General features: G+C 47.8%; 21 protein-coding genes. 4 read left to right on the top strand and 17 right to left on the bottom strand.

The window, feature by feature from the left end; translation table 11 throughout:
• Positions 1-2: 2 nt before the first annotated feature.
• From C3V36_07050 to C3V36_06990, 13 genes are all read right to left on the bottom strand, one after another.
• Positions 3-965, bottom strand: coding sequence for a hypothetical protein (locus C3V36_07050; protein ID AVM69018.1), 963 nt, complete (start codon positions 963-965; stop codon positions 3-5).
• An 8-nt stretch (positions 966-973) separates the two neighbouring features.
• The gene (locus C3V36_07045; protein ID AVM69017.1) at positions 974-1,867 is read right to left on the bottom strand and encodes a UDP-N-acetylenolpyruvoylglucosamine reductase; all 894 of its coding nucleotides are present in this window, start codon (positions 1,865-1,867) and stop codon (positions 974-976) included.
• Between the two features lie 122 nt (positions 1,868-1,989).
• Positions 1,990-2,799, bottom strand: coding sequence for a peptidylprolyl isomerase (locus C3V36_07040; GenBank protein ID AVM69016.1), 810 nt, complete (start codon positions 2,797-2,799; stop codon positions 1,990-1,992).
• 98 nt (positions 2,800-2,897) lie between these two features.
• Positions 2,898-4,163, bottom strand: a complete 1,266-nt coding sequence (locus tag C3V36_07035; GenBank protein ID AVM69015.1) for a hypothetical protein — start codon at positions 4,161-4,163, stop codon at positions 2,898-2,900.
• Positions 4,129-5,016, bottom strand: coding sequence for a TIGR00159 family protein (locus tag C3V36_07030; GenBank protein AVM69014.1), 888 nt, complete (start codon positions 5,014-5,016; stop codon positions 4,129-4,131). Before C3V36_07030 ends, C3V36_07035 begins: the two co-directional genes overlap by 35 nt.
• Before the next feature lie 111 nt (positions 5,017-5,127).
• On the bottom strand, positions 5,128-6,069 hold the full coding sequence (locus C3V36_07025; protein ID AVM69013.1) for a hypothetical protein: 942 nt from the start codon (positions 6,067-6,069) through the stop codon (positions 5,128-5,130).
• 14 nt (positions 6,070-6,083) lie between these two features.
• Positions 6,084-6,470 carry a hypothetical protein gene (locus C3V36_07020; protein AVM69012.1) on the bottom strand — a complete coding sequence of 129 codons (387 nt, stop codon included), beginning with the start codon at positions 6,468-6,470 and terminating at the stop codon, positions 6,084-6,086.
• A gap of 764 nt (positions 6,471-7,234) precedes the next feature.
• On the bottom strand, positions 7,235-8,329 hold the full coding sequence (locus tag C3V36_07015) for a hypothetical protein (protein AVM69011.1): 1,095 nt from the start codon (positions 8,327-8,329) through the stop codon (positions 7,235-7,237).
• The gene (locus C3V36_07010) at positions 8,326-9,501 is read right to left on the bottom strand and encodes a hypothetical protein (GenBank protein AVM69010.1); all 1,176 of its coding nucleotides are present in this window, start codon (positions 9,499-9,501) and stop codon (positions 8,326-8,328) included. Before C3V36_07010 ends, C3V36_07015 begins: the two co-directional genes overlap by 4 nt.
• A gap of 46 nt (positions 9,502-9,547) precedes the next feature.
• A complete protein-coding gene (locus C3V36_07005) occupies positions 9,548-12,058 on the bottom strand; it encodes an ATP-binding protein (GenBank protein AVM69009.1) in 2,511 nt (836 codons plus the stop codon).
• Between the two features lie 64 nt (positions 12,059-12,122).
• The gene (locus tag C3V36_07000) at positions 12,123-13,280 is read right to left on the bottom strand and encodes a hypothetical protein (GenBank protein ID AVM69008.1); all 1,158 of its coding nucleotides are present in this window, start codon (positions 13,278-13,280) and stop codon (positions 12,123-12,125) included.
• Positions 13,281-13,449: 169 nt separating this feature from the next.
• Complete coding sequence (locus C3V36_06995; protein AVM69007.1) at positions 13,450-14,850, bottom strand: sodium:alanine symporter family protein; 1,401 nt, start codon at positions 14,848-14,850, stop codon at positions 13,450-13,452.
• A gap of 155 nt (positions 14,851-15,005) precedes the next feature.
• Entirely contained in the window at positions 15,006-16,286 is a 1,281-nt protein-coding gene (locus C3V36_06990; GenBank protein AVM69006.1) for an AraC family transcriptional regulator, read from the bottom strand.
• A gap of 499 nt (positions 16,287-16,785) precedes the next feature.
• Between C3V36_06990 and argF the strand changes: the two genes are divergently transcribed.
• The 4 genes from argF to C3V36_06970 all read left to right on the top strand — a co-directional run bounded on the left by argF (position 16,786) and on the right by C3V36_06970 (position 21,467).
• On the top strand, positions 16,786-17,778 hold the full coding sequence (gene argF, locus C3V36_06985) for an ornithine carbamoyltransferase (GenBank protein ID AVM69005.1): 993 nt from the start codon (positions 16,786-16,788) through the stop codon (positions 17,776-17,778).
• Positions 17,779-17,799: 21 nt separating this feature from the next.
• On the top strand, positions 17,800-18,735 hold the full coding sequence (arcC, locus tag C3V36_06980; GenBank protein ID AVM69004.1) for a carbamate kinase: 936 nt from the start codon (positions 17,800-17,802) through the stop codon (positions 18,733-18,735).
• 467 nt (positions 18,736-19,202) lie between these two features.
• Positions 19,203-20,135: a hypothetical protein gene (locus C3V36_06975; GenBank protein ID AVM69003.1), complete on the top strand. Its 933-nt coding sequence runs from the start codon at positions 19,203-19,205 to the stop codon at positions 20,133-20,135.
• A 9-nt stretch (positions 20,136-20,144) separates the two neighbouring features.
• Positions 20,145-21,467 carry a hypothetical protein gene (locus C3V36_06970; GenBank protein AVM69002.1) on the top strand — a complete coding sequence of 441 codons (1,323 nt, stop codon included), beginning with the start codon at positions 20,145-20,147 and terminating at the stop codon, positions 21,465-21,467.
• A gap of 46 nt (positions 21,468-21,513) precedes the next feature.
• Here the strand turns inward: C3V36_06970 and C3V36_06965 are convergent, their stop codons facing one another.
• The 4 genes from C3V36_06965 to C3V36_06950 form a co-directional block, all read right to left on the bottom strand.
• Entirely contained in the window at positions 21,514-22,629 is a 1,116-nt protein-coding gene (locus tag C3V36_06965; protein AVM69001.1) for a metal ABC transporter permease, read from the bottom strand.
• The gene (locus C3V36_06960; GenBank protein AVM69000.1) at positions 22,616-23,746 is read right to left on the bottom strand and encodes a zinc ABC transporter permease; all 1,131 of its coding nucleotides are present in this window, start codon (positions 23,744-23,746) and stop codon (positions 22,616-22,618) included. The genes C3V36_06965 and C3V36_06960 overlap by 14 nt, the downstream gene beginning before the upstream one ends.
• Before the next feature lie 2 nt (positions 23,747-23,748).
• The gene (locus tag C3V36_06955) at positions 23,749-24,489 is read right to left on the bottom strand and encodes a peptide transporter (protein AVM70473.1); all 741 of its coding nucleotides are present in this window, start codon (positions 24,487-24,489) and stop codon (positions 23,749-23,751) included.
• A 343-nt stretch (positions 24,490-24,832) separates the two neighbouring features.
• Positions 24,833-25,813 carry a manganese transporter gene (locus tag C3V36_06950; GenBank protein ID AVM70472.1) on the bottom strand — a complete coding sequence of 327 codons (981 nt, stop codon included), beginning with the start codon at positions 25,811-25,813 and terminating at the stop codon, positions 24,833-24,835.
• Between the last annotated feature and the right edge of the window lie 256 nt (positions 25,814-26,069).

The following is a 26,069-nucleotide window of genomic DNA, read 5'->3' as shown; positions in this document are numbered from 1 at the left end:
GTTTAGGTAATGCCCAAAACGAACTTAGCCAGATTTTTCGGATCATGCCGGATATAATCACCGTCAGCCACACACAAATTGCCGCTGACAACCTTATATTCGGTCGAGTCCTGTAAATCATTTCTGACCGGATAGGAATCATCCGCTTCATAAAAGCTGAGATTCTCCGGCAGCTGGCTATTGCCGTCAATCGCAATCACATCAATCACATTCTTGCCCAAAATCCGCTCAATCGCACCGACATGATCAGACAGCGCAAAAAAATCCGTTTCCCCCGGCTGCGTCATCAGATTGCCGATATATATCACTTTCGCTTTCGACCCGCGAATCGCTTCCGGGATTCCTTTCACCAATAAATTGGGAATAATACTGGTATACAGGCTGCCCGGTCCAAGCACAATCAACTCCGCATCCTCCAGCGCCCGCACCGCTTTACGGTTGGCCTGCGGGGGCTTGGGCAGCATTTCGATGGTCTGAATCTTTTTGCGGGAAACCTTGTTTTGATAAACAATTTCCTCTTCCCCGAAAATGCGCGTACCATCCGAGTAAGTAGCCATCAGTTCTATTTTTTCATCGGTAACCGGCAAAACCTTGCCTTTCACCGCCAAAATATCACTCAACTGCTCCACCGCTTTTTCAAAGCTGCCGCCGCTGATATCGGTTAAAGCGGCAATAATCAAATTGCCCAAATTCTGTCCCTTTAAACTGCCCTCGGAAAAGCGGTACTGATACACTTTTTCCATTAAAGGCTCTATTTCCGCCAGTGCCAGCACACAGTTACGGATATCGCCCGGCGGCAAAATCCCCATTTCCCGGCGGAGCTGCCCGGAACTGCCGCCATTATCGGCTACGGTCACAATTGCCGTAATATCCGCCGCGTAAAGCTTTAATCCCCTAAGTAATGTGGAAAGCCCTGTTCCTCCGCCGACACACACAATCCTGCGTTCATCCTTTGTCCGTTTCATGCCGCCTCCTATCTTTCGCCTACAATTCTCACTTCCGGCTGCAGCCTGACTCCAAACTTTTCTTCCACTGTTTTTTGCACATGCCCAATCACATTCATCACATCGGCAAAGCTGGCATTTCCCCGGTTAACTACAAAGCCGCAATGTTTGGTGCTGACCGCCGCATCACCGCAGGTATACCCGGCCAGTCCCGCATCCATAATCAGCTTGCCGGCAAAATAACCCTCCGGCCGTTTAAAAGTGGAACCGGCGCTGGCCAGCTCCAAAGGTTGTTTTTCCTCCCGCCGCCGGGTCAGCTCCGCTGTTTTTTCAGCCATTGCCTGCCGGTCGCCCGGCTTAAGTTGCAACAAAGCCTCCAAAATAATCTCGCCGCTTTCCTGAATCCGGCTGCGGCGATAGCCAAAGTCCATTTCTTCACCTGAGTAACAGTGAATATTGCCCTGCCTATCCATAACCGTGACTTCAGCCACTACCTGCTTCATTTCGCCGTCATAAGCACCGGCATTCATAAACACCGCTCCGCCGATACTGCCCGGAATCCCGCAGGCAAAAACCAAGCCATCCAGACCTTCCGCCAGCGCATACTGAGCCGCATCTTTTAAGCGCACTCCGGCTCCGACTCGAATTGTTTCCTCTTCCCGGCTGATTCGGCCAAAATGCTGGCCCAAAAATATAACCATACCGCGATAGCCCTTATCGGTAAACAACACATTGGAACCCTGACCCAAAATAAAATAAGGGAGCGAGCGCTCTCGGCATATTTCCAGCAAAGCTCTTAATTCTGCCGGTGTTTTCGGTTCCGCCCAAAAATCGGCCGGACCGCCAATCCGAAAAGTTGTATATTCTTTCAGCGTCTGATTTTTTAAAATCTGCGGCGCTGCTGTTTGTCTGCTCACTGTCATATCCGCCCTTTCTTATCTCAACTTTACATAAATACCCGCGGCACTTCGTGCCCCCGTCTGCCGGGAAGCGCGGCAAAATGAATATGCCCGCTTCGCGGTCGCATTCATTTATGCTTGCGCGCTTATTTTAAAGCTGCCAGATTGATTTGAACCGGATAGCTTTCCTTTAATTCTTCCAGCCTTTTGGCGTAAACTTCCTTTTGCTTGGCTTGAAAAAGGCGCTTTCTGATCTGATCTTTAACCGCTTCCAAATCCGCTGCTTCCGCCGGTGTCATCTCTCCAGCCTTAATCAGGTGATAGCCAAACTGAGTTTTGACCGGGGCGCTGACCATGCCCTGCGTCAGTGCAAAAGCTGCGTCCTCAAACTCTTTGACCATTTTTCCCCGGCTGAAAGTACCGAGGTCGCCGCCTCTGGACTTGGACGGGCAGCTGGAATACTCTCTGGCTGCATCTTCAAAGGCTTTCCCGGCTTTGATCTCAGCGCTGATTTTTTCCGCCGCTTCCAGGCTGTCTACTAAAATATGTTTGGCCGACATCTTTTCCTCTTGCTTAAACTCAGCCGAATGAGCATCGTAATAGGCTTTAATCTCATCATCCGAAATCTGAATCGTGTCAAATAATTTACCGACTGCATACCTTTGCATCAGTCCCTTCTTGGCCTCGGCCAAGAGTTTCATAAAATCCTTTTCTTCTTCCCAGTGATGCGCCGCCGCATCCAAATAAAGGAGTTCGGCCGCAATCATCTCATCCAGCAGGAGCTTCCGTCCCGCTTCGCCGGCAACAAAATCCCGTTCTTCCTGGGGCATGCTGCGCATAATATTTAACATCATATCCCGGGTTATCTCCCGGTCGCCGACTGTCGCCAAAATATTTTCTTCCATTTTTTCCTCTCTTCCATTCCTTTTCTCTGTCGCCCGCTCGGCAGCTGCCAACTGCTGCTCTCCGGCGCAACATTTATTTCAGTCATAACAGCACGGCAACAAGGCAAAGCCGTCGCCGCTTTTCAACCGGCAGATAATGGCCGCTTAAATCAGCGGTTATTGGCCGGACTGGTTTCTACCGTTTTTTCCGCTTCTTTATCAAAAATTTCAACTGTCAGCCGGTCATCAGCCGAAATCCGTTCCAGTTCATCCGGATCCTGCCACTGCACCATCACGGCATGAATTCCGTTACTTAAGCCCTCCACCGAAATATGAGGCTGCAAGCTGTCCTTGGTAAGCAACTTGATCTTTGATTCTATCCCCCGGTACCTGACTTTAACCGGATTTTCACTTAGGACAAGCCATTCTTTATTTTCCGGCAAGCTCCGAACTTCAACTTCCGTCGGGGCAAAGCTAAACTCCTGCGTCACAATCGGTTCAATCTCGATTTCTGCATCGAGCGTCGAATTGTCCTGATTTAAGCTGACCCCATCCGGCAAAAGCTTGGCCAGATTGACGGTTACGGTTTGCTTTTCGGTCATCCCGGCAATCGAAATATAGTCAATCGACAGCTCCTGCAAATCGTCAATCAGTGCGGGCTTACCCCGAACCGCCACACTGGTTTGGCTTAAAGTAACGCCCAAATATGCATAATTTTCTCCCACCGCATCAGCCGGCGTAAAGGAAACCGGCAAAATTTTAGTTTTTTCGACCGGCACTTTAACCTGTACCTGCTGAACCGACATATCCACGTCCGTTACCAGCGAACCGGCATAATCATAAATCTGCGGCGTCACACTGATGGTAAAATCACCGGAAATCCCGTCAATATTAACTGGTGCCACTACTTTTTCAATTTTGTAAATCGTCGACTCCGCCGCTTCCAGTTCAATCACATTCGGCGTGATGGTCGGATTCAAATCCACAAAGCCGGCTTTGACTTCTCCGCTTTTCTGATACTGAACTTCTATTTGCTTAACAATAATTTTTTCCCGGTAAACCGAAACCGAAGACGGCGTTTTGGAAATGAGTTCCACGTCATTCGGCAGTTCTATTTGAATATCGACCGCATCGGTAATCGACAGGTTGCGCATATCAACATAGGCCTTAACGTTATTAGAAGTTAATTTATAGACAACCGACCGCCGGCCTTTGACTTTGACATCAACGGTATTGCCGGCCACATACTGAATCGCCTGTTTTTGCGAGGTAATTGCATCCTCGTTTTGCTTTTCTACGGCAATCCCACGAATCGTGGTTGTCACCTGCGGATCTTCAATATTAATAACCGCCAGCCACAGCAGACAGGCTAAGAAAAGCGATAAAATTTTCCATCCCAAATTATTGGTTAGCCTTTTTATCGTCATTTTTTCCAAATCCTTTCCACAAAAAATACTTCTTCTCTTCCGGCTTTTTGCCGAATAACCCGATCAGCTTATTCTTCAAATACTGCGAGTCTACCGACCGGACCAGATTGCCGCCGACCGCCATAGAAATCTTGCCGGTTTCCTCGGACACAATAATCACCATTGCGTCCGCCGCTTCGCTAAGGCCCAGTCCCGCCCGGTGCCGGGTGCCCAGCTCTTTGCTGATGGACAAATTGTCTGACAGCGGCAGATAACAGGTCGCCGCCGCAATCCGGCCGCCCCGGACAATGACCGCGCCGTCGTGCAGGGGAGTATTATGCTCAAAAATATTAATCAGCAATTCTTTGGATACCACCGCGTCCAGCGGAATACCGGAGCGGATATACTCGCTGAGCGACTCGGTCTGTTCCAGCACAATTAAAGCACCGGTTTTGACCTTGCCCATTTCCTCGGCTGCCTGTACGATGTCATTGATTTGTTCCTCATTTAAATCATCGCCTGTCCGGCGGACTTCCTCCAAATTTAAGAGCTTACCGAAAAAATTGCTGCGCCCCAGCTGCTCCAGCGCCCGCCGCAGTTCCGGCTGAAAAACAATAAACACGGCAATAATACCAACATTAATGGTATTAGCAAAAATCCATAAAATAGTGTTGAATTCCATGAGCGAGGCAAACGCAAAAATAGCAAGCAGAATCAGGATGCCCTTAAACAAAGTCCATGCCTTTGTTCCCCAGAACCATTGCATGATTTGATAAATCAAATACGCAATGATTAAGATTTCGATTCCATCTTTGACTTGAATGGACGGAAGCTGAGACAGAATCGTTTTTAAGTTTGTCCAGATTTCTACCCAATTTCTCAATTTTTTTCTCCTGTATTCTTAACGTTTCCGTTTGTCACTGTGGGTGTCAAAACTCTTTGACACGGATATCATTTCTAAAAAAGACTGTTCTGTCGCACATCGGAAAGTTGCTCATTTAATTCTCTTAATTTCTTTGGCGGCTTTGGCCACTTTAACCTTGGGGATTGCTTTTACATAGTAATAATAGTGATCATCCTCAAACTGCAGGCGCTGCGCCTGCTGATAATCCAGCCGGAAGCGCATAAACTGAAAGAGGGCAGCAAAAAAGACCGAAAACAGCAAGCCGATGATAATACCGCCGACATTTAAATACCCTTTCCATAAAATATTGCCGACAATCAACGTCAGCATTTGAAAAACCGCACCTACGCCAATGGCAATATAATGGGCATAATCCATTTCTACTTTGGTGATATAATGAACCACCAGCAGCGCGGCGGAAAATACCAAAACGAGTAAAACCGTGACCTTATCGGCAGTCATGACCGAAATCAGCTGATTATACATGCCCAAGAGGTTTTCCGGGGCGTCAAACAAAGAGGTCTTGCCCGGTGATGCGCTGACCTGTAAAATTCCGCCCAAATAACTGGCAAAACGATATACGCCGATGCCCACCGACATCGGGATCAAAGTCAGCGGCGTAAATACCAGTCCTAAAATCAGGGGCATTAAATATCCCAGGTTCCAGTGGAGCAAGAGCGGCGTCAAAATAACAATCCAGCTGTATTCGGTAATCATCGGCATAAACAGCAGATAAACCGCCGCCATGATGACAAATAATACCGCCGCCGCTTCCAGCGACACCGAAAAGACCTGAAACAGCACCATCAGTCCCAGCAGCAGCAAAAACCAGCTGCCCGGCAAAAACGCCGCCATGAGAGCCGAACCAAAGCGAATTGACGTCTTATTCAGCACAGCGGCATAACCGAAAAATCCATTCAGGCTGGCCACGATAATATAGGCCAATACAAAGCGGACAACCGGCAATATAAACTTTTCATATCGTTTATAAATATTTGTAAGCAGTTCCTTTATCTCATACAGTTTAATCATTCTTTCCCCCAATACTATTTCAAGTTTTCTTCATCCAGACGGTTTAACAGACTTTCATACCGATCCGCTCTTTGTTTGGCTTCGGCGTAGCGCCGCCGGTAAATCCGGCCGCCGATAATCGCGTAAAACAGCATCGCCAGCACCCATAAGGTCAGATAGACCGTTCCCTGACCGATAAAATCAAACTCAGAAATATTTTCAATATTGCTTAAAAACTTATTCAGCACGTCCAAGCCAAAAATAATCAGCAGACCCAGCGTCGCCAGCAGCATCACCCGGAAGCTGTTGAGCGAAACATAATCAAGCTTAAAGCGGCGCATGACTTTTAAATCGCTCCTGCCCTTGCCTTCCAAATAAGAGGCCAGTTCTGTCATCAGTTTGACTTTGTTTTCATTTACCATTTTCTTCTCCTGTTTTGCAATTTTCCCGGCACAGAAACGCCGCCATAATAAAAACCTTGCCTTTGCTCCTAAACCGGCAGCCCGAGCAAGATATCTCACCTTTTTTCTCCGGCGAACTTGCCATATTAATGATTATATCATACATTTATAAAATAAAACAGAAAAATTTTCTAAAACAAGTCGCGGTACGTTCCTGTTCGTGTTAGTATAAGATATTATTGCCGCATTTTTGCCAGTATGTTTATGATATCATAAATCGAGCATGAGTGCGAGAAAATCCTTGCGGATTTTCTCTCCGCATCATCGCTCATATAGCCTGTTTGGCAAGCGCTTTCGCACACCAGCGTGCTTCACATTTTTTCCTCCAGCCTGCACTCACGCTTTTATTACGCAATATTATATCTTACTTAGCGAGAAATTCAACAATAAGTAATGCCTCAATAATTATGATAATTTATAAAAAGCATTGACATTATATATATATATATATATAATGGTATTGTCAATAAAAATAAATTATGAAAGGAGGTGGGATAATGACTAAATTTACTTTTACGCTTAAAGATAGACAAACCGGCAAAAAAACAATTGTACACATTGAAGCAAGAACACTATCTGAGGCACGTGCCATTGCGATAGAAAGATATGGCATTTCACACGAGGTATTGTAAAGTAAAACTTAAATCAAATGAAAAGCAAAAAGCAGCGGTAAGCGATTATTCCATCGCCTGCCGCCGCCTTTTTTATTTCTTTTTATTTATTTCTTACCCGTTCAGCGCCCGGTCAACATTGCGGATGAAGTCCTGGGCGTTAGTGACCATCGACACGGCGGTCAAGGTACCGCGGTCGGACAGCTTATTGACGGCAAACTCCTGAATATCAATCGTGTACATATATACCGGCCGGACTACGCCATCAAACACATTATAAGACGGGGTCATGTTGCCGGTGGCAATCGTAAACAGGATTGCGCCCATCATAATGATGGTTGAAGTCTTGCGGGCATGACTGCGCATGATATTTTGCGCCTCATACACATTATCAATCGTTTCCGGCAAGCCAAAACGGTCGCGAATCGTACCGGACAGAACAAAGGGAACGTTCTTTTCGACACAGGCCTTGATAAAGCCGTCCTTCACCTGTCCCGACTCGACCAACGCTTTGGTTGAGCCGTATTTTCTGGCCAAATTAATGGCGGCATACATATTTCTGGTCGTGTTTTGCTCTTTGGTAAAGTTTCTCTGTCCCCAGGTCGTACCAAAGATACCGCGCTCCAGATCAAAGGCAGCTGTTTCCGTACCACAGAAAATCGCCTGGACATAGCCCTCACGAATCAGCCGCTCCAACGCCGCCCGAGAATCCCGATCGAGCGCCAGCGCCGAACCGACAATCAGAGTAACATAACCGTTATGCGCCTTTTCGTAGCGGAGCACATCATAAAGCGTATCATAATCGACTGAAAAAGCAGTTTCCCGCGACCGGCCGGAGCGGAAAGCAAAGGTATCGGCTTCGGCATCCGCCGCCAAAAAGCCCTGCGTCCAGACATAAATTCCTTCCGAGGCATCCTCAGTCCGGCCGATAACGACCTTATCGCCCTTCTTCAAATTCCGGAACTCAACAATATCGACTCTTTCCCGCCCGGGGGTGTCAACCGCCACGCAGACCGTATCCATCCGCGACTGCTCCGCCAAAACCCATTTACCGTTAATTTTAAAATATTCCGGGAAAACCGACAGGGCGTGATAGTTTCGGGGACTGATCCCGTCTCTTTCCACCGCTTCCAAGGTGACATTCGGCGCCTTTTGCAAAAACTCCTGCGTAAAATCAGGATGATGATATTTCGGCATTTCAAAGTTCATCGTCCCATCTCTCCTTTCCTTGCTTCTTCTTTTTTATCCAAACCGGCATATTCCATTTCCGGCAGTTCCATGGCCGCCGTCAGATTCTTATCGGCCGGTTTAACCAAAGCTTTTTCGCAGTTGACCACAAAATCCTGAACATTGGTAATCATCGGGACGAAAGCCATATTTTCTCTGGCAGCGCCAACTTTATTGGCTACGTTTTCCGTTACGTCAATTACATACATGTAAACCGGCGTTACCCGTCCGTCCTCGCGTACCCGGTAACCGGATGCCATATTCGCTGCCGACAGATTGTGCAGCATGGTAGCCAGTCCGATAATCAAGGTGGCTTCATTCAGCTTCTCCTTAGTAGCAGTCAATGCTGCTGTAACTTCTTTATAAACCTCAGGCAGCGGTCCGTCATCACGGATCGAGCCGGACAGCACAAAGGGGATATCCATATCCGACAAAGTTTTAATGATGCCGTCCTTGACATTACCCGAAGCAATAAAGTCCTTAATCGAACCGATTGTCCGCACTTCATTTAACAGATCCAAATGGTTGTAATGGCCCATCGGCACATTTTCCTGAGTATAAATATTTTGCCCCAAAGCCGTCCGCAAAAAACCGCCCTCTAGGTCATGCGTACACATTGCATTGCCGGCCAGCAAACAGTTGATATAACCGTTTTCCGCAAGACGATTCAGCGCCACCCGGGTATCGTAGTCAAACACCACCGACGGTCCCAATACCCAGACGATTTTACCGTTATGCTCTTTTTCATATTCCATCAGCTGGAACAGGAAATCATAATCCTCAGAAAAAGAGGTTTCTACTGCCTTACCTGATTCCGAGTATACCCAAGCCGGAAAACCCTCGCGGTAAACTAAAATTCCTTCGCTGCCGTCCGTTTTCTGACCCAGCACTACCTCCTGCCCTTTTTTCAAATCACGAAGTTCAACAACCTCAATCTCCTCACCGGATTTGATCGCCACGCAGTTCAGCGAATTGTGCTTCGGCAAAAACCATTTACCGTTTAACTTGTAAAAAGTCGGCATATGCGAGGTCAGATAAAAATCCTCCGGCGCCACGCCATCCATCTCCACTGTCGCTACGCGAACCTCCGCCGCGTCAGCATACCTTTTCTCGGAAAAATCCGGGTATTCAAACTCTGGTAACTGAAATCCCATATTCAACCTCCCTTTCGTCATTTTGGGTTTACTTTTCATTATCAACTCAACTTTCCACTGTAATATTGCCCTGCTCGTCCTTCGCCAGCCGCACCGTTGCAAAAGCGGTCAGCCCGCCGGCAAAACTCTTCATGGAAAGAAGTGTAATAATTTCCTTTTCTATCATCCTGTTCAGCAGTCCCGCACCCATGCCCTGCGCATAGACCCGTTCCGCTAAAAAGCCGGGTAATGTTTCCTCCCATTCCAGCCGGATATGCCCGGCCGCCAGCCCCTCCGCCAACTGCCGAAGCCGGAGTTCAGCCAGCTCTTTCAGCTTGGGCAGGTCAAAAGCGTTCAGTGTATACTCGCTGTCTGCGGCCTGCACCAGGTCATTCGGCAGCGATATCCGGCCGCCGTCGCTTTCGGCAGATGGCTCTGTCGTTAAAAAAATCATGGTATTTTTAAAATCAATCCGCCGGCCCCGGTTATCGTTCAACACGCCGGCCGCCATAATCTGGCGGATAATACCCTGCACTTCCCGCTGCGCCCGTTCGGCATGGTCAAAGACAATCACGCTGTAGGGCTTGGTTCGAACCGCTTCGGTCAGATTTCCGCCCTGCTCATGGCCAACATAGCCGGGCGGTGCACCAATCAGCTTGGTGACTGAGGATTTATCGGTATATTCACTCATATCCAGGGTAATCAGGCTTCTTTCCCCGTCAAATAAGTAATCTGCCGTCAATTTGGTCAGATAGGATTTGCCGGTGCCGGACGGCCCGCACAAAATAAAGCTGCCCATTGGCTTTTGTCGCGGCAGAAGACCGGACTGCGCCCGGATATAGGCATTGATAATCCCTTCTATCGCTTCGTCGCCGCCTATCATCTTCCGGCGCATACTTTCCCGAATTTCAGCGATATGTGCCAGCTGATCGCTTTCCAGCCGCTGTTTCGGGCTGCCGGATAACTTGGATACAATTTCCCTGACCTCTTCAACGCCCACCTCGGACGGCAGCGGAAAAGCCTCGCCCGCTTCCTCCAGCCGCGTCAAAGCAGCCTGTGTTTTCTCCAGTACCGGCAAAAGCTCCGCCAAATCAGCAAAGCGATGCTCGGCTTTGGCCTCTTCCATTTGCAGCTGCAAAAGCTCCTGATCGCGCCGGCACCGAGCCATTTCCGTCTGCCGGCTTTTTTCGGCCTGATAGGCCTTTTCCATCCGGTTAAACTCGGCTGTCAAAGCGACAATCTTTTCTTCCAGCTCAGCCAGACGATACTTTGAAACCTTGTCCTGTTCCTTAGCCAGTAAAATCCGCTCTGTTTCCAGCTGCACTAGGCTGCGATGCGTTTCTTCCAGCGCCGCCGGCCTTTCATCGCGGTACATCCGCACCAGCGCCGAGGCTTCGTCAATCACATCAATCGCCGTATCGGGAAGCCGCCGTTCGGTCAGATAGCGCTTAGCTAACCGCACCGCTTCAATAATCGCCGGGTCACTGATCCGGACGGTATGATGATGCTCATACCGGGTTTTCAAAGCCCGCAAAATCGAAATCGCCGCTTCCTCCGACGGCTCCTCAACCAGTATTTTTTGAAAGCGCCGGTCAAGCGCTCCGTCTTTTTCAATATGCAGCCGGTATTCCTCAATGGTGGTTGCTCCGATCAGAAGGAGTTCCCCCCGGGCTAACATCGGCTTTAAAATATTGGAAGTATCCATCGTACCGGAGGTATTGCCCGAACCGATAATATTATGCAGTTCGTCAATAAACAAAATAATCCGGCCGTTAGAGTTCTTAATTGTTTCTAAAATCTGCTTCAGTCTTTCCTCAAAATCGCCGCGGAACTTAGCGCCGGCAATCACCGCCGTCATGTCGAGCGCAAAGACCAGCTTATCTTTCAGCGGATCGGGGACATCACCCTTCACAATCCGCTGGACAATCCCCTCGACAATCGCCGTTTTGCCTACCCCCGGTTCACCGATCAGTACCGGATTGTTTTTAATCCGGCGCGACAAAACCCGAATCGCCGAAGTGGTTTCCTCCTCCCGGCCGACCACTTCATCCAGCTTACCGGCCTGCGCTTCCTGATTTAAGTTGCGTCCGTACTTAGCCAAAGTCTTCAGAGATTCCTCGGAAATCCCATTGGCAAACGCGCTGCTCCAGCGGCGAACTAATTCTTTGCGCAAAGCATCATAGCTTAAGCCGTGAACTCCGGCCAGCTTTGCCGCCGCCATATCCTCTTCCCGCAGCAGAGCCAAAAAAAGATGAGTCACCGTTACCAAAGACTCGTACAAGTTACGGCAAATCTCTTCGGCAATCAGCAGCGCTCTTTGGTATGAGCGGCTGACATAAAGACTGGTAATCCCCTTAGCCGACCGGATTCGGCCGATCGCTTCTTCTAAATCCAGCGAAAGCGCCTTGGTGATCACACCCATTTCCGTCAGCACCCGAACAATCTCGGTATCGGGCTGACGCAAAATCGCCTGCATCAAATGGAGGTCCGTCACTTCCGCATTTTGATTTTTGATCGCCGACTGATGCGCTTCCTTAATCACATCAAGCGCCGCCTGTGAATATTTTGACTTATCCATGTATTTCCTCTTTATATGTTACTATTCAGGCAAGCAGGCTTTCTGCCTGCCTGAATAATCTTCTTTAACCCAGCAGCATCCACAGCAGATGAGCCGCTACACCGGCTCCCAGGCCGCCAATGGTATGGGACAAAATGGCGTTGCCGGTCATTTCCTTAGTATCAAGCGCGTCCATCATGGCAATATGCGTTGACAAATAGCCGCTCCAGCACATACAAATCGAAGTAAAGACAGCAATATCATTAGCCGTCACTTTACCGCTGATTGCCATCTCATTGACAATCCCAATTGCCGCTCCGGCACTACCCAGCGCCGTAATCGGTACGGCAATCGCTTCCGGCGTACTAAAACCGAACAGCGGTTTTACAACAAAGCTGAGATACGATCCAATCTTGGGCAGAATCTCTATGCCCTGACGAGCAGAACCGTTATAAACACCGGCATCGCCGACACCGTTAGTCAGCATGATCACAACCGTACAAATCAGCAGCACACCGGGAATAATGGATAATCCCATATCCACGCCGATCTTGGCACCTTCCAGCAAGGACTGAATAAAGCGGGAGCCAACGGATCCGTCCCGGATTTTCCGCTGTCCGGCCGGAATCGTAGTAATACTTTTGGCCTCTACCCGTTCCGTTGTACCATAATATTTTCTGGTTTTTAAGATCATCAGCCGAACCGAAATAACACTGCCTACAACCGCACCTAAAACACCGATCAGTGACGCTTTAATCGCGCCCTCGACTGGAAAGCCCATCATCGTAGTGGTAATAATCAGTCCCATGCCGAAGGCCGTACCTAAGTTGGTCAGCGCCGGCAGCTGATATTTTTTGAAATACTGACGAAAGTTGTCGTCATGCGCCAGCGTTAAAATCGCGGGGTTATCCGACATAAAGCAATTCAGCATTCCCAGTGAACTGGCACCGGGCAGATCATAGATCGGTTTCATTACAACCGATAATCCTTTATTGATTAAGGCAATGACACCAAATTCGGAAAACACGCCGGAAATCCCGCCGGCCAGAACCGCTACGCCCATTAAATAAAAGCACACGTTCATCAGCAGGTCATAGGAAGTAGCCATCATCGTTTTCAGCATATTGGTTCCGCCCATAATGCGGCCGACCGCAATAAAAAAGGCCAAAAATCCGACTAAAAAGACAACTGCTTCGAGACTGATTTCTTTTTTGGTTCTTACCTTATTGTCATTCTTATCCATTCCTGTTTTTAAATCCTTTCCTCAAATGCCGCTGTTCAAAAAATACCTTCCGAACAGACAACTGCTTTTAGCCCGCTAAGAAGGTATTTTTGGTTGGCATCGTTAATCCTGATTTTTTAGCGTTTTTAAGCAAGCCTTGCTTTTGTCTGCCAAAAAACCTCTTGCCTCATTATTTTTTACCGGCGTTCTTATCAATATCTTTCAGATAATATTTACCGGGGGTGTTAAAGAATTCCTCTTTCAGTTTGACCACTTCACCGCTCAATAAGATCAAAGCGATCATATTCGGCACAACCACCAGACCCAAAGTAAAGTCTAAGAATACGCCGGCATTATCAAAGCTGATAAACAGAGCCACTGCTACCATGGCCGTAGCGGCAAAACGCATGATCTTGCCGAGGAAGCTGCCAAACAGGTATTCCGCTTGTTTTTCGCAGTAAAAAACAATGACGATAATGGTGGAAAGAACAAACAGGAATAAACAAATCGATACAATCACCGAACCGACATTGCCGAAAATACTGCTGACTGCCTTGGTAACAGCCACTGCCTTAAATTCGGAATCCGGTGTCGTCTGCGGTGTCCAGACACCAGTGGATAAAACAACCAGCGCCGATATAGAACAAACTACAATTGTATCAACAAATACTTCAAAAATACCCCACATCCCCTGGCGGCAAGGATGATCGGTTACCGCTGTCGAGTGAGCATACGGAGCCGAACCCATGCCGGCTTCATTGGAGTATACGCCGCGGGCCACACCGTTTTGAATGGCTTTGGCAACCGTTGCACCAACGATACCGGTAGCCACTGCCTGCGGGTTAAAAGCACCGGCAAAAATCATATACAGCACATTCGGAATCTGGCCGATATTAATCAAAATGACAATCAGCGCTACTACAAAGTAAGCCAAAGCCATAAACGGCACTAATTTTTCCGTAACCTTACCGATCCGGCTGATACCGCCGTAAACAACCAGCAGCACCAAAGCCAAAATCAAACCAACCGCAATCTTTTTATCGACGCCCAAAGTTTCCAGCGGCGAAGCGGCTGAAAGTGTCTGCAAGGTAATCGACGGCAATATTTCAATCATAAAGAAGAAAGAAACACAAAAGCCTAAAATCTTACCGATTGTACCCTTGATGCCCTTTTTCATATAGTACGCCGGGCCGCCGACATATTCGCCTTCCGCATTTTTCTCGCGGTATTTTAAGCCCAGTACAATTTCCGAAAACTTAGTAGCCTGACCCAGCACCGCTGTAACCCACATCCAGAAAACCGCTCCTGGCCCCGCTACGAAAATAATGGACGGAACTACTACGATATTGGCCGCACCAATCGACGAAGCCAGCGCCGCTGTTGCCGCCTGGAATGGTGTCAGTGTGCCTTCTCCCTCGGCCTTGGAAAAAATCTTACCGAAGGTCTGTTTCATAATGTAAGGAAAATACCTGATCTGAAAAAATCCCAACCGGACCGTCAGTAAAATACCGCCGCCAACTACCAAAATCAGTAAAGGCGGTCCCCACAGCCAGTTTGTAAAGGTTGTGATCAAATCTACCACTTGATTCATATTATTTCCTCCTAATAAAAATAATATTGTCGTCTTGGTTAACAGTTGCTCCTACGATAAATCAATATTGTATAAAAAGTATCAAAAACTTCAAAAACCGATGCATGATTAATTGCAAAAGAATTTTAAATCTTTTAATACTCAAAAACAAACTTTTATAAATCAAACTCCTGTAAGTTTCCGCTTAACCGGAACTCGGACGGAGCCATGCCCCGCAGCTTATTAAAGTTGCGCAAAAAGGTCTTGGAATTGTTGTAACCAACCTCAAAAGCAATGCTGGTAATATTTTTATTCGAATTCAAAAGCATTTTGCAGGCATTGCCGATTCGGATAAAATTGACAAAATCAGCAAAACTCTTTTCCACATGGTAAATAAACATCTCATTTAATTGGGCATTGGTCAGACCAAACTCGCTGCTGACTACCTCAATCGAAAGATCTCCGCTGTACCCTTTACAGACATAATCCAAAATCTTATAAAACAGCCGGATATCATTTTCATTATATAAAAGCAGTTTGCTGCCAAAAATCTGCCGGTATTTATTGGGCGATTTGCCTATCCGGCGGCTGAATACCTTGGTCAAATGCGCTTGATCGACAAAGCCCAAAATAAAGGCAATCTCGTTAATACTCAGTTCCGTATAAAGCAGCATTTCCATAATCTTGCCAATCTTCATCTCATTGACCAGATTTTCATAGGATAAGCCGGTGGTCTTTTTAATGTATTTGGTCAGCGTTGATTTGCTGGTAAAAAAGACATTGGCCACATTTTCAGCGCTTAATCCCCTGCCCAAATGGGAATAAATATATTTAAAGACATTAACCAGCGCCTTATCGTCACCGGCCGCTTCTTCCGCCTCGGCGGCAGCTTCCTCGGGCGGGAGCGCTTCATCCTGTTCCGACTTACGGATAAACAAAGTAATAATCTCAATAATCTTACAAATGACAAAAACTTCTGTCAGCGGCCGCTTTTTCCCTTCGGTGAAAACGGATTCCTCACCTAATTCCTCTTTAATCGAAGTAAAAATATTTTTCAATATTTCCAATTCTGATTTATCACAGGAAATGGTATGCTTGGAATAAAGCAGATCCAAAAAATTGCTGTTATCATCCAAATCATGCAACGTCTTGACAAACCGGTTCACAATATCGACATTATACTTTAAAATGTAGTATTGCAGCGGTTTTTCGACTTTGGTCACCTCAGAAAAATGCCAAGGCATCATGGCCAGCAAAGTGCCCTTCGTCAGCGGGCAGTCCCGGCCGTTGATATTGATCACTCCTTCGCCTTCTAAAATCAAAAGAAAGCGAGCCGCCTGATGCAGCAACGGCAGTGTCGGTGCTTCAATCACTTCACGATCAAAACTAAACAGTCCCTCCAGCTTCATGCTGGAATAATCAATTGGCTGTATATCAGCTCTTTTGTATTTCGTCATCTTTCACCAACCCATTTCTATAAAACTTCTGTTTTAAGGGTTTTGACGAACCTACCCTTATTATAAATGGTAATATAATCCGAATCAAGACATTCAATTCTAAATTTTTTGTATGGTTTTACTATGTCTGATATTTTTTTGACTTTCTGTTTTTAGCTTCCCTCCTTCTCCGTTTTTTCCTTTATTTATGCTGTTTTTACGTTTTCTTTTCTCGATTTATATCCTTTTTTAATTATTCGACAACTCGGCTCTAATTCCTTTTTTTCATTTCTATTCTTAAATTTTGACGTCGGTTTGAGGCAAAATCCGGTCAAAAGAAAAGCAAAATTGTACAATGATTTCGCCCAGATTTGCTACACCTTTTATTGAAAATAAGGTATAATAAAAGGCACGATAATCAATATTGCAGTTATAATTATTTAACCTCGGCAGTTATATGACTGCCCGCTCCTCTTTCTTCTATTTAAAAGCGGAGCAACTCATCAAGAAAGGAGCTAACATGGCTAAAAATTTACGTGGTAAGAGTTTTTTAACTTTATTGGACTTCACCAGCGACGAGATTCGCTATCTGCTTGATTTATCAAGAAACTTTAAGGAATTAAAAAGAACGGGTACCGTTCATCGCTATTTAGAAGGAAAGAACATTGTTCTGTTATTTGAAAAGACCTCAACCCGCACCCGCTGCTCTTTTGAAGTGGCCGGTATGGATCTGGGTATGGGCGTGACCTACCTTGATCCGGGCAGCTCGCAGATGGGCAAAAAGGAAAGTATCGAAGATACCGCCCGGGTACTGGGCCGGATGTATGACGGTATTGAATACCGCGGCTTCGATCAATCTTTGGTTGAAACCTTAGCCAAATATTCAGGCGTACCGGTTTGGAACGGCCTGACCGACCGTTTCCACCCGACCCAAATGCTGGCTGACCTGCTTACGATCGAAGAAAAGTTCGGCCGCTTAAAGGGCTTAAACTTCACCTATATGGGCGATGCCAGAAACAACATGGGCAACTCTTTGATGATTGCCTGCGCTAAGATGGGTCTTGATTTCACCGGCTGCGCACCGAAGGCTTTGTGGCCGGATGAAGAACTGCAGGCCAAGGCTCAGGAAATTGCTAAACAGAGCCACTGCACCGTCCGCTTCACCGAGGACGTGAAAGAAGGCACCACCGGCGCCGATGTGCTTTATACCGATATTTGGGTATCAATGGGCGAGCCGGACAGTGTTTGGGAAGAAAGAATTCGCCTCTTAAAGCCCTATCAAATCAATAAGGCAGCTATGGCGAACGCTAATCCGGAAGCAATCTTCATGCACTGCTTACCGTCCTTCCATGACTTAAAGACCACCATCGGTAAGGAAATTCACGAAAAGTTCGGCCTGCCGGAAATGGAAGTTTCCGACGAAGTCTTTGAAGGCCCGCAATCCGTAGTCTTTGACGAAGCCGAAAACAGAATGCACACGATCAAAGCGGTTATTTACGCTACTTTATGCTAAGAGCAGTCACGGAGGTTTTTTATGGGAAAACGAGTTGTCATTGCTCTGGGCGGTAACGCTTTAGGCTTTACACCAAAGGAACAGCGGGATGCCGTTGATTTCGTAGCCGAAACCATTGCCAAACTGGTACGTTCCGGTAATCAGATCATTATCGGTCACGGCAACGGCCCGCAAGTCGGTATCATCAATCTGGCGATGGATTATGCGGCAGAAGGCGAAGTCAAGATGCCGGCGATGCCTTTAGTTGAATGCGGCGCTATGTCGCAGGGCTATATCGGTTACCATTTGCAGCAGGCGATTGAAGAAAAGTTCCGCCAGGAAGGCATCGATAAGGATGTAATCTGTGTTGTCACTCAGGTTGAAGTGGATGCAAAGGACAGTGCTTTCGCACATCCGACCAAGCCGGTTGGTATGTTCTATGCCAAGGAAAAGGCTGACGAGCTGGCGGCGCAAAAAGGCTTTACTTTCATTGAGGATTCCGGCCGGGGCTACCGCCGGGTTGTGCCCTCACCTGCACCGACGGCGATTGTTGAGTTAAACGCAATTAACAAGATTATTGCTCAGGATATGATTCCGATTACGGTCGGCGGCGGCGGAATTCCGGTTGTCCGCAAAGACGGAAAATTAGTCGGGGTTGATGCGGTTATCGATAAGGATAAATCCTGCGCCAAATTAGCCAATGATATCGAAGCAGATGTGCTTTTGATTCTGACGGCAGTAGAAAAGGCCTGCATTCACTTTGGCAAGCCGGAACAAAAGGCGCTGGATGTAATGACTTCAGCCGAAGCCAATCAGTACATCCAAGAAGGCCATTTCGCTAAGGGCAGCATGCTGCCGAAAGTGGAAGCCTGCCTTGACTTTGTAATGGCCGGTGAAAACCGTGAAGCAATCATTACTTCACTGGAAAAGGCCGATGAAGCCATCAAGGGCCTGACCGGAACAAAGATTGTAAAATAAGAAAATCCGAAAGAACAATACAAAGCTGATGGTTTATCAGTTTGATTTTCAAAGGCAAAGTCCAAATACAGGCTTTGCCTTTTTTCTTCTGTCAAAAGCAAATGTTATCGTTCGGCCGGTATTTCTGCATTTCTGATTTAGGTACCGCGAAATCCTCATTATTTTCATGATTTTCGTCGGCCTGACCGCAAAATACTCATTTTTTTTCATTGATTTCGCCGGTCTGACCGGAAAATCCCAATTGACAAAGCCGGGCACAGCCCTTAAAATAGAGAGAAAAAGACGGCGATTTCCGTTCCTGCGAAAAGATACCGTCTTTTTCGCTGACAGAAACGCGAATGCCGGCGAAACAGCAAAGCCTTTCGGCAGACACAAATAAGGTGTTTACCGCACGGTAACGGGAAAGCCAAGCAGGTAAGTAAGATCAACTTTAACAAATATATGCCCCCAAAACAGGAGGATTTGTTGTGAAAAACTTAAAACTAAAGGAACTCATTCTATTATCCGCGTTTTGCCTGAGCGCTCTTCTATTTTCCGGCTGCGGCCCGGAAAATACCGCCAAGTGGAACGCCGGCTGTCATGTTTTTTTGACGCAGCTTCCGCCGGAATACGAGCAGCTTTCCCCGGAAATTAAAAATGCGGTTACCATCTCCATCACGCTGCGACACACCACCTCCGATAAAAAGTTCAGAGCCAAGCTGACCGATGCCAATCATTATTCCGCCGACTTAGCTCTGCTGCCGGGAAGCTATGAAATCGCCAGCCTTTATATGAGCGATAAAAATTTAGCAATGTTTGACGTTACCACTGACCTGAAAACAATAGATATCCGCAAGGATGAAAAAATGGAGCTGCCGCTCACACTGACCGACCCGGAAGGCTTTGCCGCTTCCGTTTTACGCAATCAGGCTTCTGCTGAAATTTTAGCTTTGGAGCCTTATTCCAGAAAAGTCCAGTATAACGGGCAAATTCTTGACTTAACCGCCATTCCGCAGATAATGCAGTTTTCCGTGCTTGAAAACAAAATGCTCAAGCCCGCCGAAACTTATGACATTGCTTCTTCCAGTCATGCCGGGGTAGCAATGGTCGTCCAAAACCAAAGCGGCAGTTTAGCGGCATTAAAAGACGCCCAGTTTATCGGTGTCCGTTTCCACAGCAATCAGGTCATCCTGCCCAGAGGCATTCGGCTGGGTATGAGTTTGGCGGAAATCGCCCATAAAGAAACCGGTATCTTAGGTACACCGGCTTATTGCCAGGGCAGCCCTTTGATCGGCACCGGTCATGACAAGACTACTTTGGTTTATCTGGACAGCGTCAGCGGCGACCGGATCAGCCTGACCGTCGGCGCTGAGGATAATTTTATCGGCAGCATTTTATATGAGTTTGAACGATACGAATAGGGGAATATCATGGCAAATATACTAAAAGTTTTAAAAATCAATTTTCTTTCGCTGCTGGCTCTGCCCTTTTTCCTGTTAACCATTCTTGCCCAGCTGCTGATGAAGGCAGTGCAAAAAACAATGGTTTTCATTGGGCTGGGCGCAGCTTTATTCGCTTTATTCCTCTTAAACCTGCTTTTTAATAATCCCGGCGGCTTTTTAGACGGATTAGGCACTTTCTTCGCCATACTCATTGTTTTTGGCAGCATTATCCTGATTGTTGCCGCCATCCTGTTCTTATTCGGAACCGTCGCAGCAGTGCTGGTGACTGCTGTTATCTCGCTTTTAACAACAATTTTGGACTCGGTCTTTCATCTTTGTCATGACCTTTACTGCCGGTTATTTGATATTTGCAGGCGCGACCACAGCGCTTTAACCGCTGACTCGGCCAGCCCGGCTCTGCGTTTGGCCTGTCCCTTCTTTTATCTGATGAAAGGGCTGAACGCCTTGATTGTTTTTCTGCTTTCTATCGCCGGACCGCTGGCAATTTGCGCCTCCATCGGAATAATCGGTTACCTGGTTTATTCGGTTCACCGCTTTACCAGCCAAAGTTTTGGTCTTGGTATTTTTGCTTATTTAAAACTGTTCCCCACCGTCAACGTCGTTTTTTCCGTCCTTTATTTCGTCGTTACCGCTTTGACCATTGCCACGGCTTTGGTGACTCTCGGCATGGAATGGATGGAATGGGGAAAACTGCTGAAGTTCTCCACTCAAAATTATCAGGAATACCGCAATGCCCTGCTGGAACAGTCAATGCAGATGGATGCCCCCCTTTCTCCGCTGGCGGAGTCAGGCAGCACCGGCGATGCGGCTAAATGTCAGGAGTATATGGACAGCTTGCAGCTCCTGTTAAATGAGGCTGAGAGCTTGCAGCAACAGGTTGATGCGGTCATGAATATCAAGCCCGATCCGGCTCTGGCCTATGATTTTGCGGAGTATATGAGCTTACTTGAAAAAATACTGGCAGATTTTTCTAAATATAAAAAGGAAATTCCCTGCCATGACTTTGAAACCTTATTTATTCCCGAAATTAAAAAAGCGCAAAAGCTCTCTCATGATTTGACGCAAAAAGTATTGTCCGCCCTCAGCCGGCAGACAAAGACCCGGCAGAATCAATCCGCACCTGATTTTTTTGCCGGCTGTCAAACCGAAGAAGAGCTGAAACGGCGTTACCGGGCGCTCTCCAAAATCTATCATCCCGATGCCGGCGGCCACAGCGAAAGCTTTACCCTGATGCAGGATCAGTATAACCGGCGAACCGCGGAACTGGGGGGAGGGGCAAACAACGAATAACTAAAAAGCGCCGGGCAATGTACCGGCGCTTCTTTATTTCCTTTTCTTATCTTGCCTGAATCCATGACGCAAAGCTGGCCTTGGTGTAATTCCGGCCGGCTTCGGTTAAAATCAGCTGATTATTTTCCTTGACCAAAAAGCCTTTGCCGATTAGGTCAGCCGCCCGGGCAGTAATCTTAGCCTCTTTCCAGTTCAGATGCTTGGAAATCGTATCCATTCCGTTTTCAATCTCCGCCCGTGGACTGTTTTCATGCCGGAAAATATGAAACAGCATGGTCAAATCAGCGAAATCTCTTTCCTGCTGCTTGCGCCGCCGGGCAATCGACACCAAGCCGTCCTTGCCGAAAACAAAGACCAGACCAAAGGTCAGGCCCGTTACCACCGCCATCATGCCGGAAATCGAAACGTCAATCCACATTGCCAGCCAAAAGCCGACGATCGCGTTGACCGCGCCGATCAGGACACTGAGCAGCATTAGTTTTTTAATATCCGTACTCAATAAGTAAGCGGTTGCCGCCGGCCCGATCATAAAGGCAATTACCAGCACCGAGCCGACTGCTTCAAACGCTCCGACCGCCGTGACCGATACCACCGTCATCAGAGCGTAATGCAGCAGCGCCGGAGCAAAGCCCAAGGCCGCCGCTAAGTTCTCATCAAAAGTCGTTAATTTCAGTTCCTTAAAGAAAACCACCACAAAACCCAAGTTAATCAGCAAAATCGTGCCCATGGTGTACAGCGCCCGCGGCCCCAAATCAACCCCGCCAATCACCAGCCGGTACGACGGCGCGAACACTAACTCGCCCAGCAGGACGCAGCGCACATCCAAATGAACATTGCGGGCAAACAGCGAAATCAGGACAATGGCAATGCTGAATAAAAACGGAAAGACAATGCCAATTGCCGAATCCTCGGCCATTTGCTTGGTCCGATTCAGTACCTCGGCAAAATAAACCGTAAAAATACCCATCAGCGCCGCGCCGACAATCAAAAACGGCGAGCCCAAATCCATTGTGATAAAAAACGCCAAAACAATTCCCAGCAGCACCGTGTGACTGATTGCATCCGTCATCATCGCCATTTGGCGCAGAATCAAAAAGACGCCCGGAATCGCACAGGCAGCCACCACGACCACCGCAATCAACTGAATCTCAAAGTAAACCATGTTTTACCCCCTCGATTAGTCCGTTTTCCGCTAAATGCGCCTGTCCGCTGTCGGTAATCCGGTAATAATCCGGCTTTTCCTTCACCGCAAACCCGTCTTCCGCTAATTTATCCAAAACCCGGCGAAAATGCTTTTCTTTTCCTTTCTCCCGGCCGAGACCAATCGCTTCCAGCGAATGAGCATGCGGCGTTTGATGCTGCAGCGACAAATAGTATAAGTTCATCAGCACCTTATCCCGGCCAATGCTCTTAATATTTTGGCGATGCCGGATCTGCCGCCACAGCAGCCCGCGGTTGGGCGCAAAGATTAGGCTGAACAGCACAAATACGCTGAGCGCCAGCACCACCGACGGACCGGTCGGCATATTGCGGATCGAGGAGCTGACCAGCGTCCCCAAAAGCCCCGACGCACCGCCAAAAAATCCGGCTAAGACCACCATCACCGACAGGCGATCCGTCCACTGCCGGGCGCCGACTGCCGGCGAAATCAACATGGCACTCATTAAAATAACGCCTACCGTCTGCAAACCGGCCACCACTGCCAACACCGTCATCAAAATCAGGAGCAGACTGATGCGCTTGGTGGAAAAACCCAAGCTGTCGGCATATTCCGGATTAAAAACATACAGCTTTAACTCTTTCCAAAACAAAACAATCAAAACCAGCAAAATAATCCCCACCGCCAGCAACTGATAAACCTCACGCCTCAGCATGGTCGAGGCCTGACCGAAAATAAACTTTTCCATGCCCGCCTGATTGGAATTGGGAATCCGCTGAATATAGGTCAGAAAAACCAGACCCAACCCGAAAAAGGCTGACAGGACAATGGCTAAGGCACTGTCAAACTTAATCTTGGAATACTTTACCACCGTCCGCACAATCAGCATTGACAGCAGCCCGGCCGCCAGCGCGCCGACTAAAAACAAAGACAAATTTTTCGTCCCAAGCAAAATAAAAGCCAGACAAATTCCCGGCAGCGCGGCATGAGAAATCGCGTCGCCGACCAGCGACTCTTTTTTCAGGACGATAAAACAGCCTAAAACCCCAGCCGAAACACCCAGCAAAGTCGCTCCCGCCGAAACAATCTGCGTCGTATAGTCTGAAAAAATACTTGCCATAACTACTCCTTCATCGCCTCGCCGGTCGTGCGATAGGTCGTTTTCAGATTTTCCTCGGTAAAAACCTCCGCTGTCGGCCCGCTGGCAATCAGCTGAATATTTAAAAGCGTTACCCAGTCAAAATACTCCGGCACCGTCTGCAAATCGTGATGAACAACCACCACGGTTTTGCCGTTATCGCGGAGCCTCTTTAAAATATCAATTACCGCCTTTTCCGTCCGGGCATCCACCCCCTGAAAAGGCTCGTCCATAAAATAAACCTCAGCATCCTGCGCCAAAGCCCGCGCCAGAAAGACTCTCTGCTGCTGACCGCCGGACAGCTGGCTGATTTGCCGGTTTTTAAACTCCAGCATACCGACCTTATCCAGCGCCTCCAGTGCAATCTGTTTATCGGCTTTGCTGATTCGCTTAATCCAGCCGGCCGCACCGTAGCGCCCCATACAAACCACATCTAAGACCGTCGTTGGAAAATCCCAATCGACGCTCCCCCGCTGCGGCACATAGCCGATTCTTTTCCGCTCACTGTGATAGGGCTTTCCCCAAAAAAGAACCGTGCCCGAAACCGGCTTTAACAGCCCCAGCATCGCCTTGATCAAAGTCGATTTCCCCGCGCCGTTCGGCCCGATTACCGCCATCAAAACACCTTCCGGCACCCGGAAATCAATATCCCACAGCACCGGTTTAATCTGATACGCCACCGTCATATCCTCGACATTGATAATATACTTCGTTTCTTTCTCCATTTCATGCCCCATTCTTTTTTTATTTTCCGGTAACTTATTGCTGCTAAATAATCCGCTATGACAATAGAAAGCTTGCTCTCCGCAGACACAGTAAGCATAAATATCTATTTCCGTGAGCGCCGCACTCGTAATCCGCGAAGAGCGAATTACGAGCAGTTTACCCGAACTATCGGGCTAATTTCCTTTCTCGGCAAGCTTTTCGGCCGCCTTGCTCCGTCTGAATCTCCGCTTTCCGCACGGACAGGCAAACAAACAGCACCTGTTTAGGAATCCCAATAAAGCTTGCCGTGAAGTGTAAATGGCCGGCACCAACCGCTGCGAATAAGGTTCTGTCAGCCGCCGGTTAATCCTTCAGCGCACTGACAATGGTATTGATATTAGCCTTAAACATACCAATGTACGTGCCGTCCTCGCCCACGCCCAGCGAATCGGAATACAACTCGCCGCCGATCTGAACGTCAAAGCCCTTGGCCTTGACCGCTTCCTGCAAGGCTTCAATATTTTTCTTCGGCACCGAGGACTCCACAAAAATCGCTTTAATCTTATTTTTAACGATGTAATCCGCTAACTCTGCCACGTCCGAGGTAGCCGCTTCCGATTCGGTCGAAATGCCCTGCAAGCCGATAACTTCAAAATGATATTCCCTGCCGAAATAGTTAAAGGCATCGTGCGCCGTAATCAGCACTCTGGACTGCTCCGGCAGACTCTCAATCTGGGCGCGGATATAGCTGTCCAACTCATCCAGTTCCTTGATGTATTTTTCATAATTGGCTTCAAAGTAATCCTTGTCTTTTTCGCTCAATTTAATGTAGGTATCGGTTACATTTCTGGCCGCCAATTTCCAGTTCGGTACGCTGAACCAAATATGCGGGTCATAAATCGAATCGGCAAAGGGCAGCCGATCCTCAACCGGAATGGACTCGCCGACCTCGGCCACCAGCTTGTTGGCTTCTGTCAGCTTGGAAAAAACCTCGCCCATCTGACCCTCTAAATGCAGGCCGTTGATTACAACCATATCGGCCGCCTGGAGCTTAGCCACATCGCCGGCCGTCGGCTGATACAAGTGCGGGTCAACCCCGGCTGCCATCAGGCCGTTGACTTCGACCTTATCGCCGCCGATAATTTTAGCCAAATCGGTCAGCATGGTCGAAGTGGCAACGACATTGTACTTTTTCTCTCCCGTGTCCGCCTTCTTTTCCCCGTTGGCCGCCGGTTGTCCGCAGGCGGCCAGACCAATGACCAAAAAAAGAGCTAAGAATAGCGCGCTCGCCTTTCTTAGCCGGGCAAAACCTTTTAATTGTTTGTTGTTTACTGGTTGATTCATTTTCTTTTTTTCTTTGCAGTTAGTGGCTCGACTTTCCCTGATTCGATCGAAAAATCTTGTACTTAGCGCGGCCGGGACGAAGTTCATAATCCTTCCGGCTCATTCACTCATTTTGCCATTTCCCGAAGACTTGGGCTGATGGCTGATAAACGTTCAAAACGGAGTTTTTCAAGTTTCTTTTGTCTGCAAATACTTCCTCCTTTTTTGTTGATAATGAATATCATTATCATATAGGAGAATTCATATCTTGTCAAGC

The organism is Lachnospiraceae bacterium oral taxon 500 (assembly GCA_002999035.1).
GTDB lineage: Bacteria > Bacillota > Clostridia > Lachnospirales > Vallitaleaceae > W11650.
Note: the sequence above shows the minus strand (reverse complement) of the source record. Positions and strands in the feature narration are given on the sequence as shown.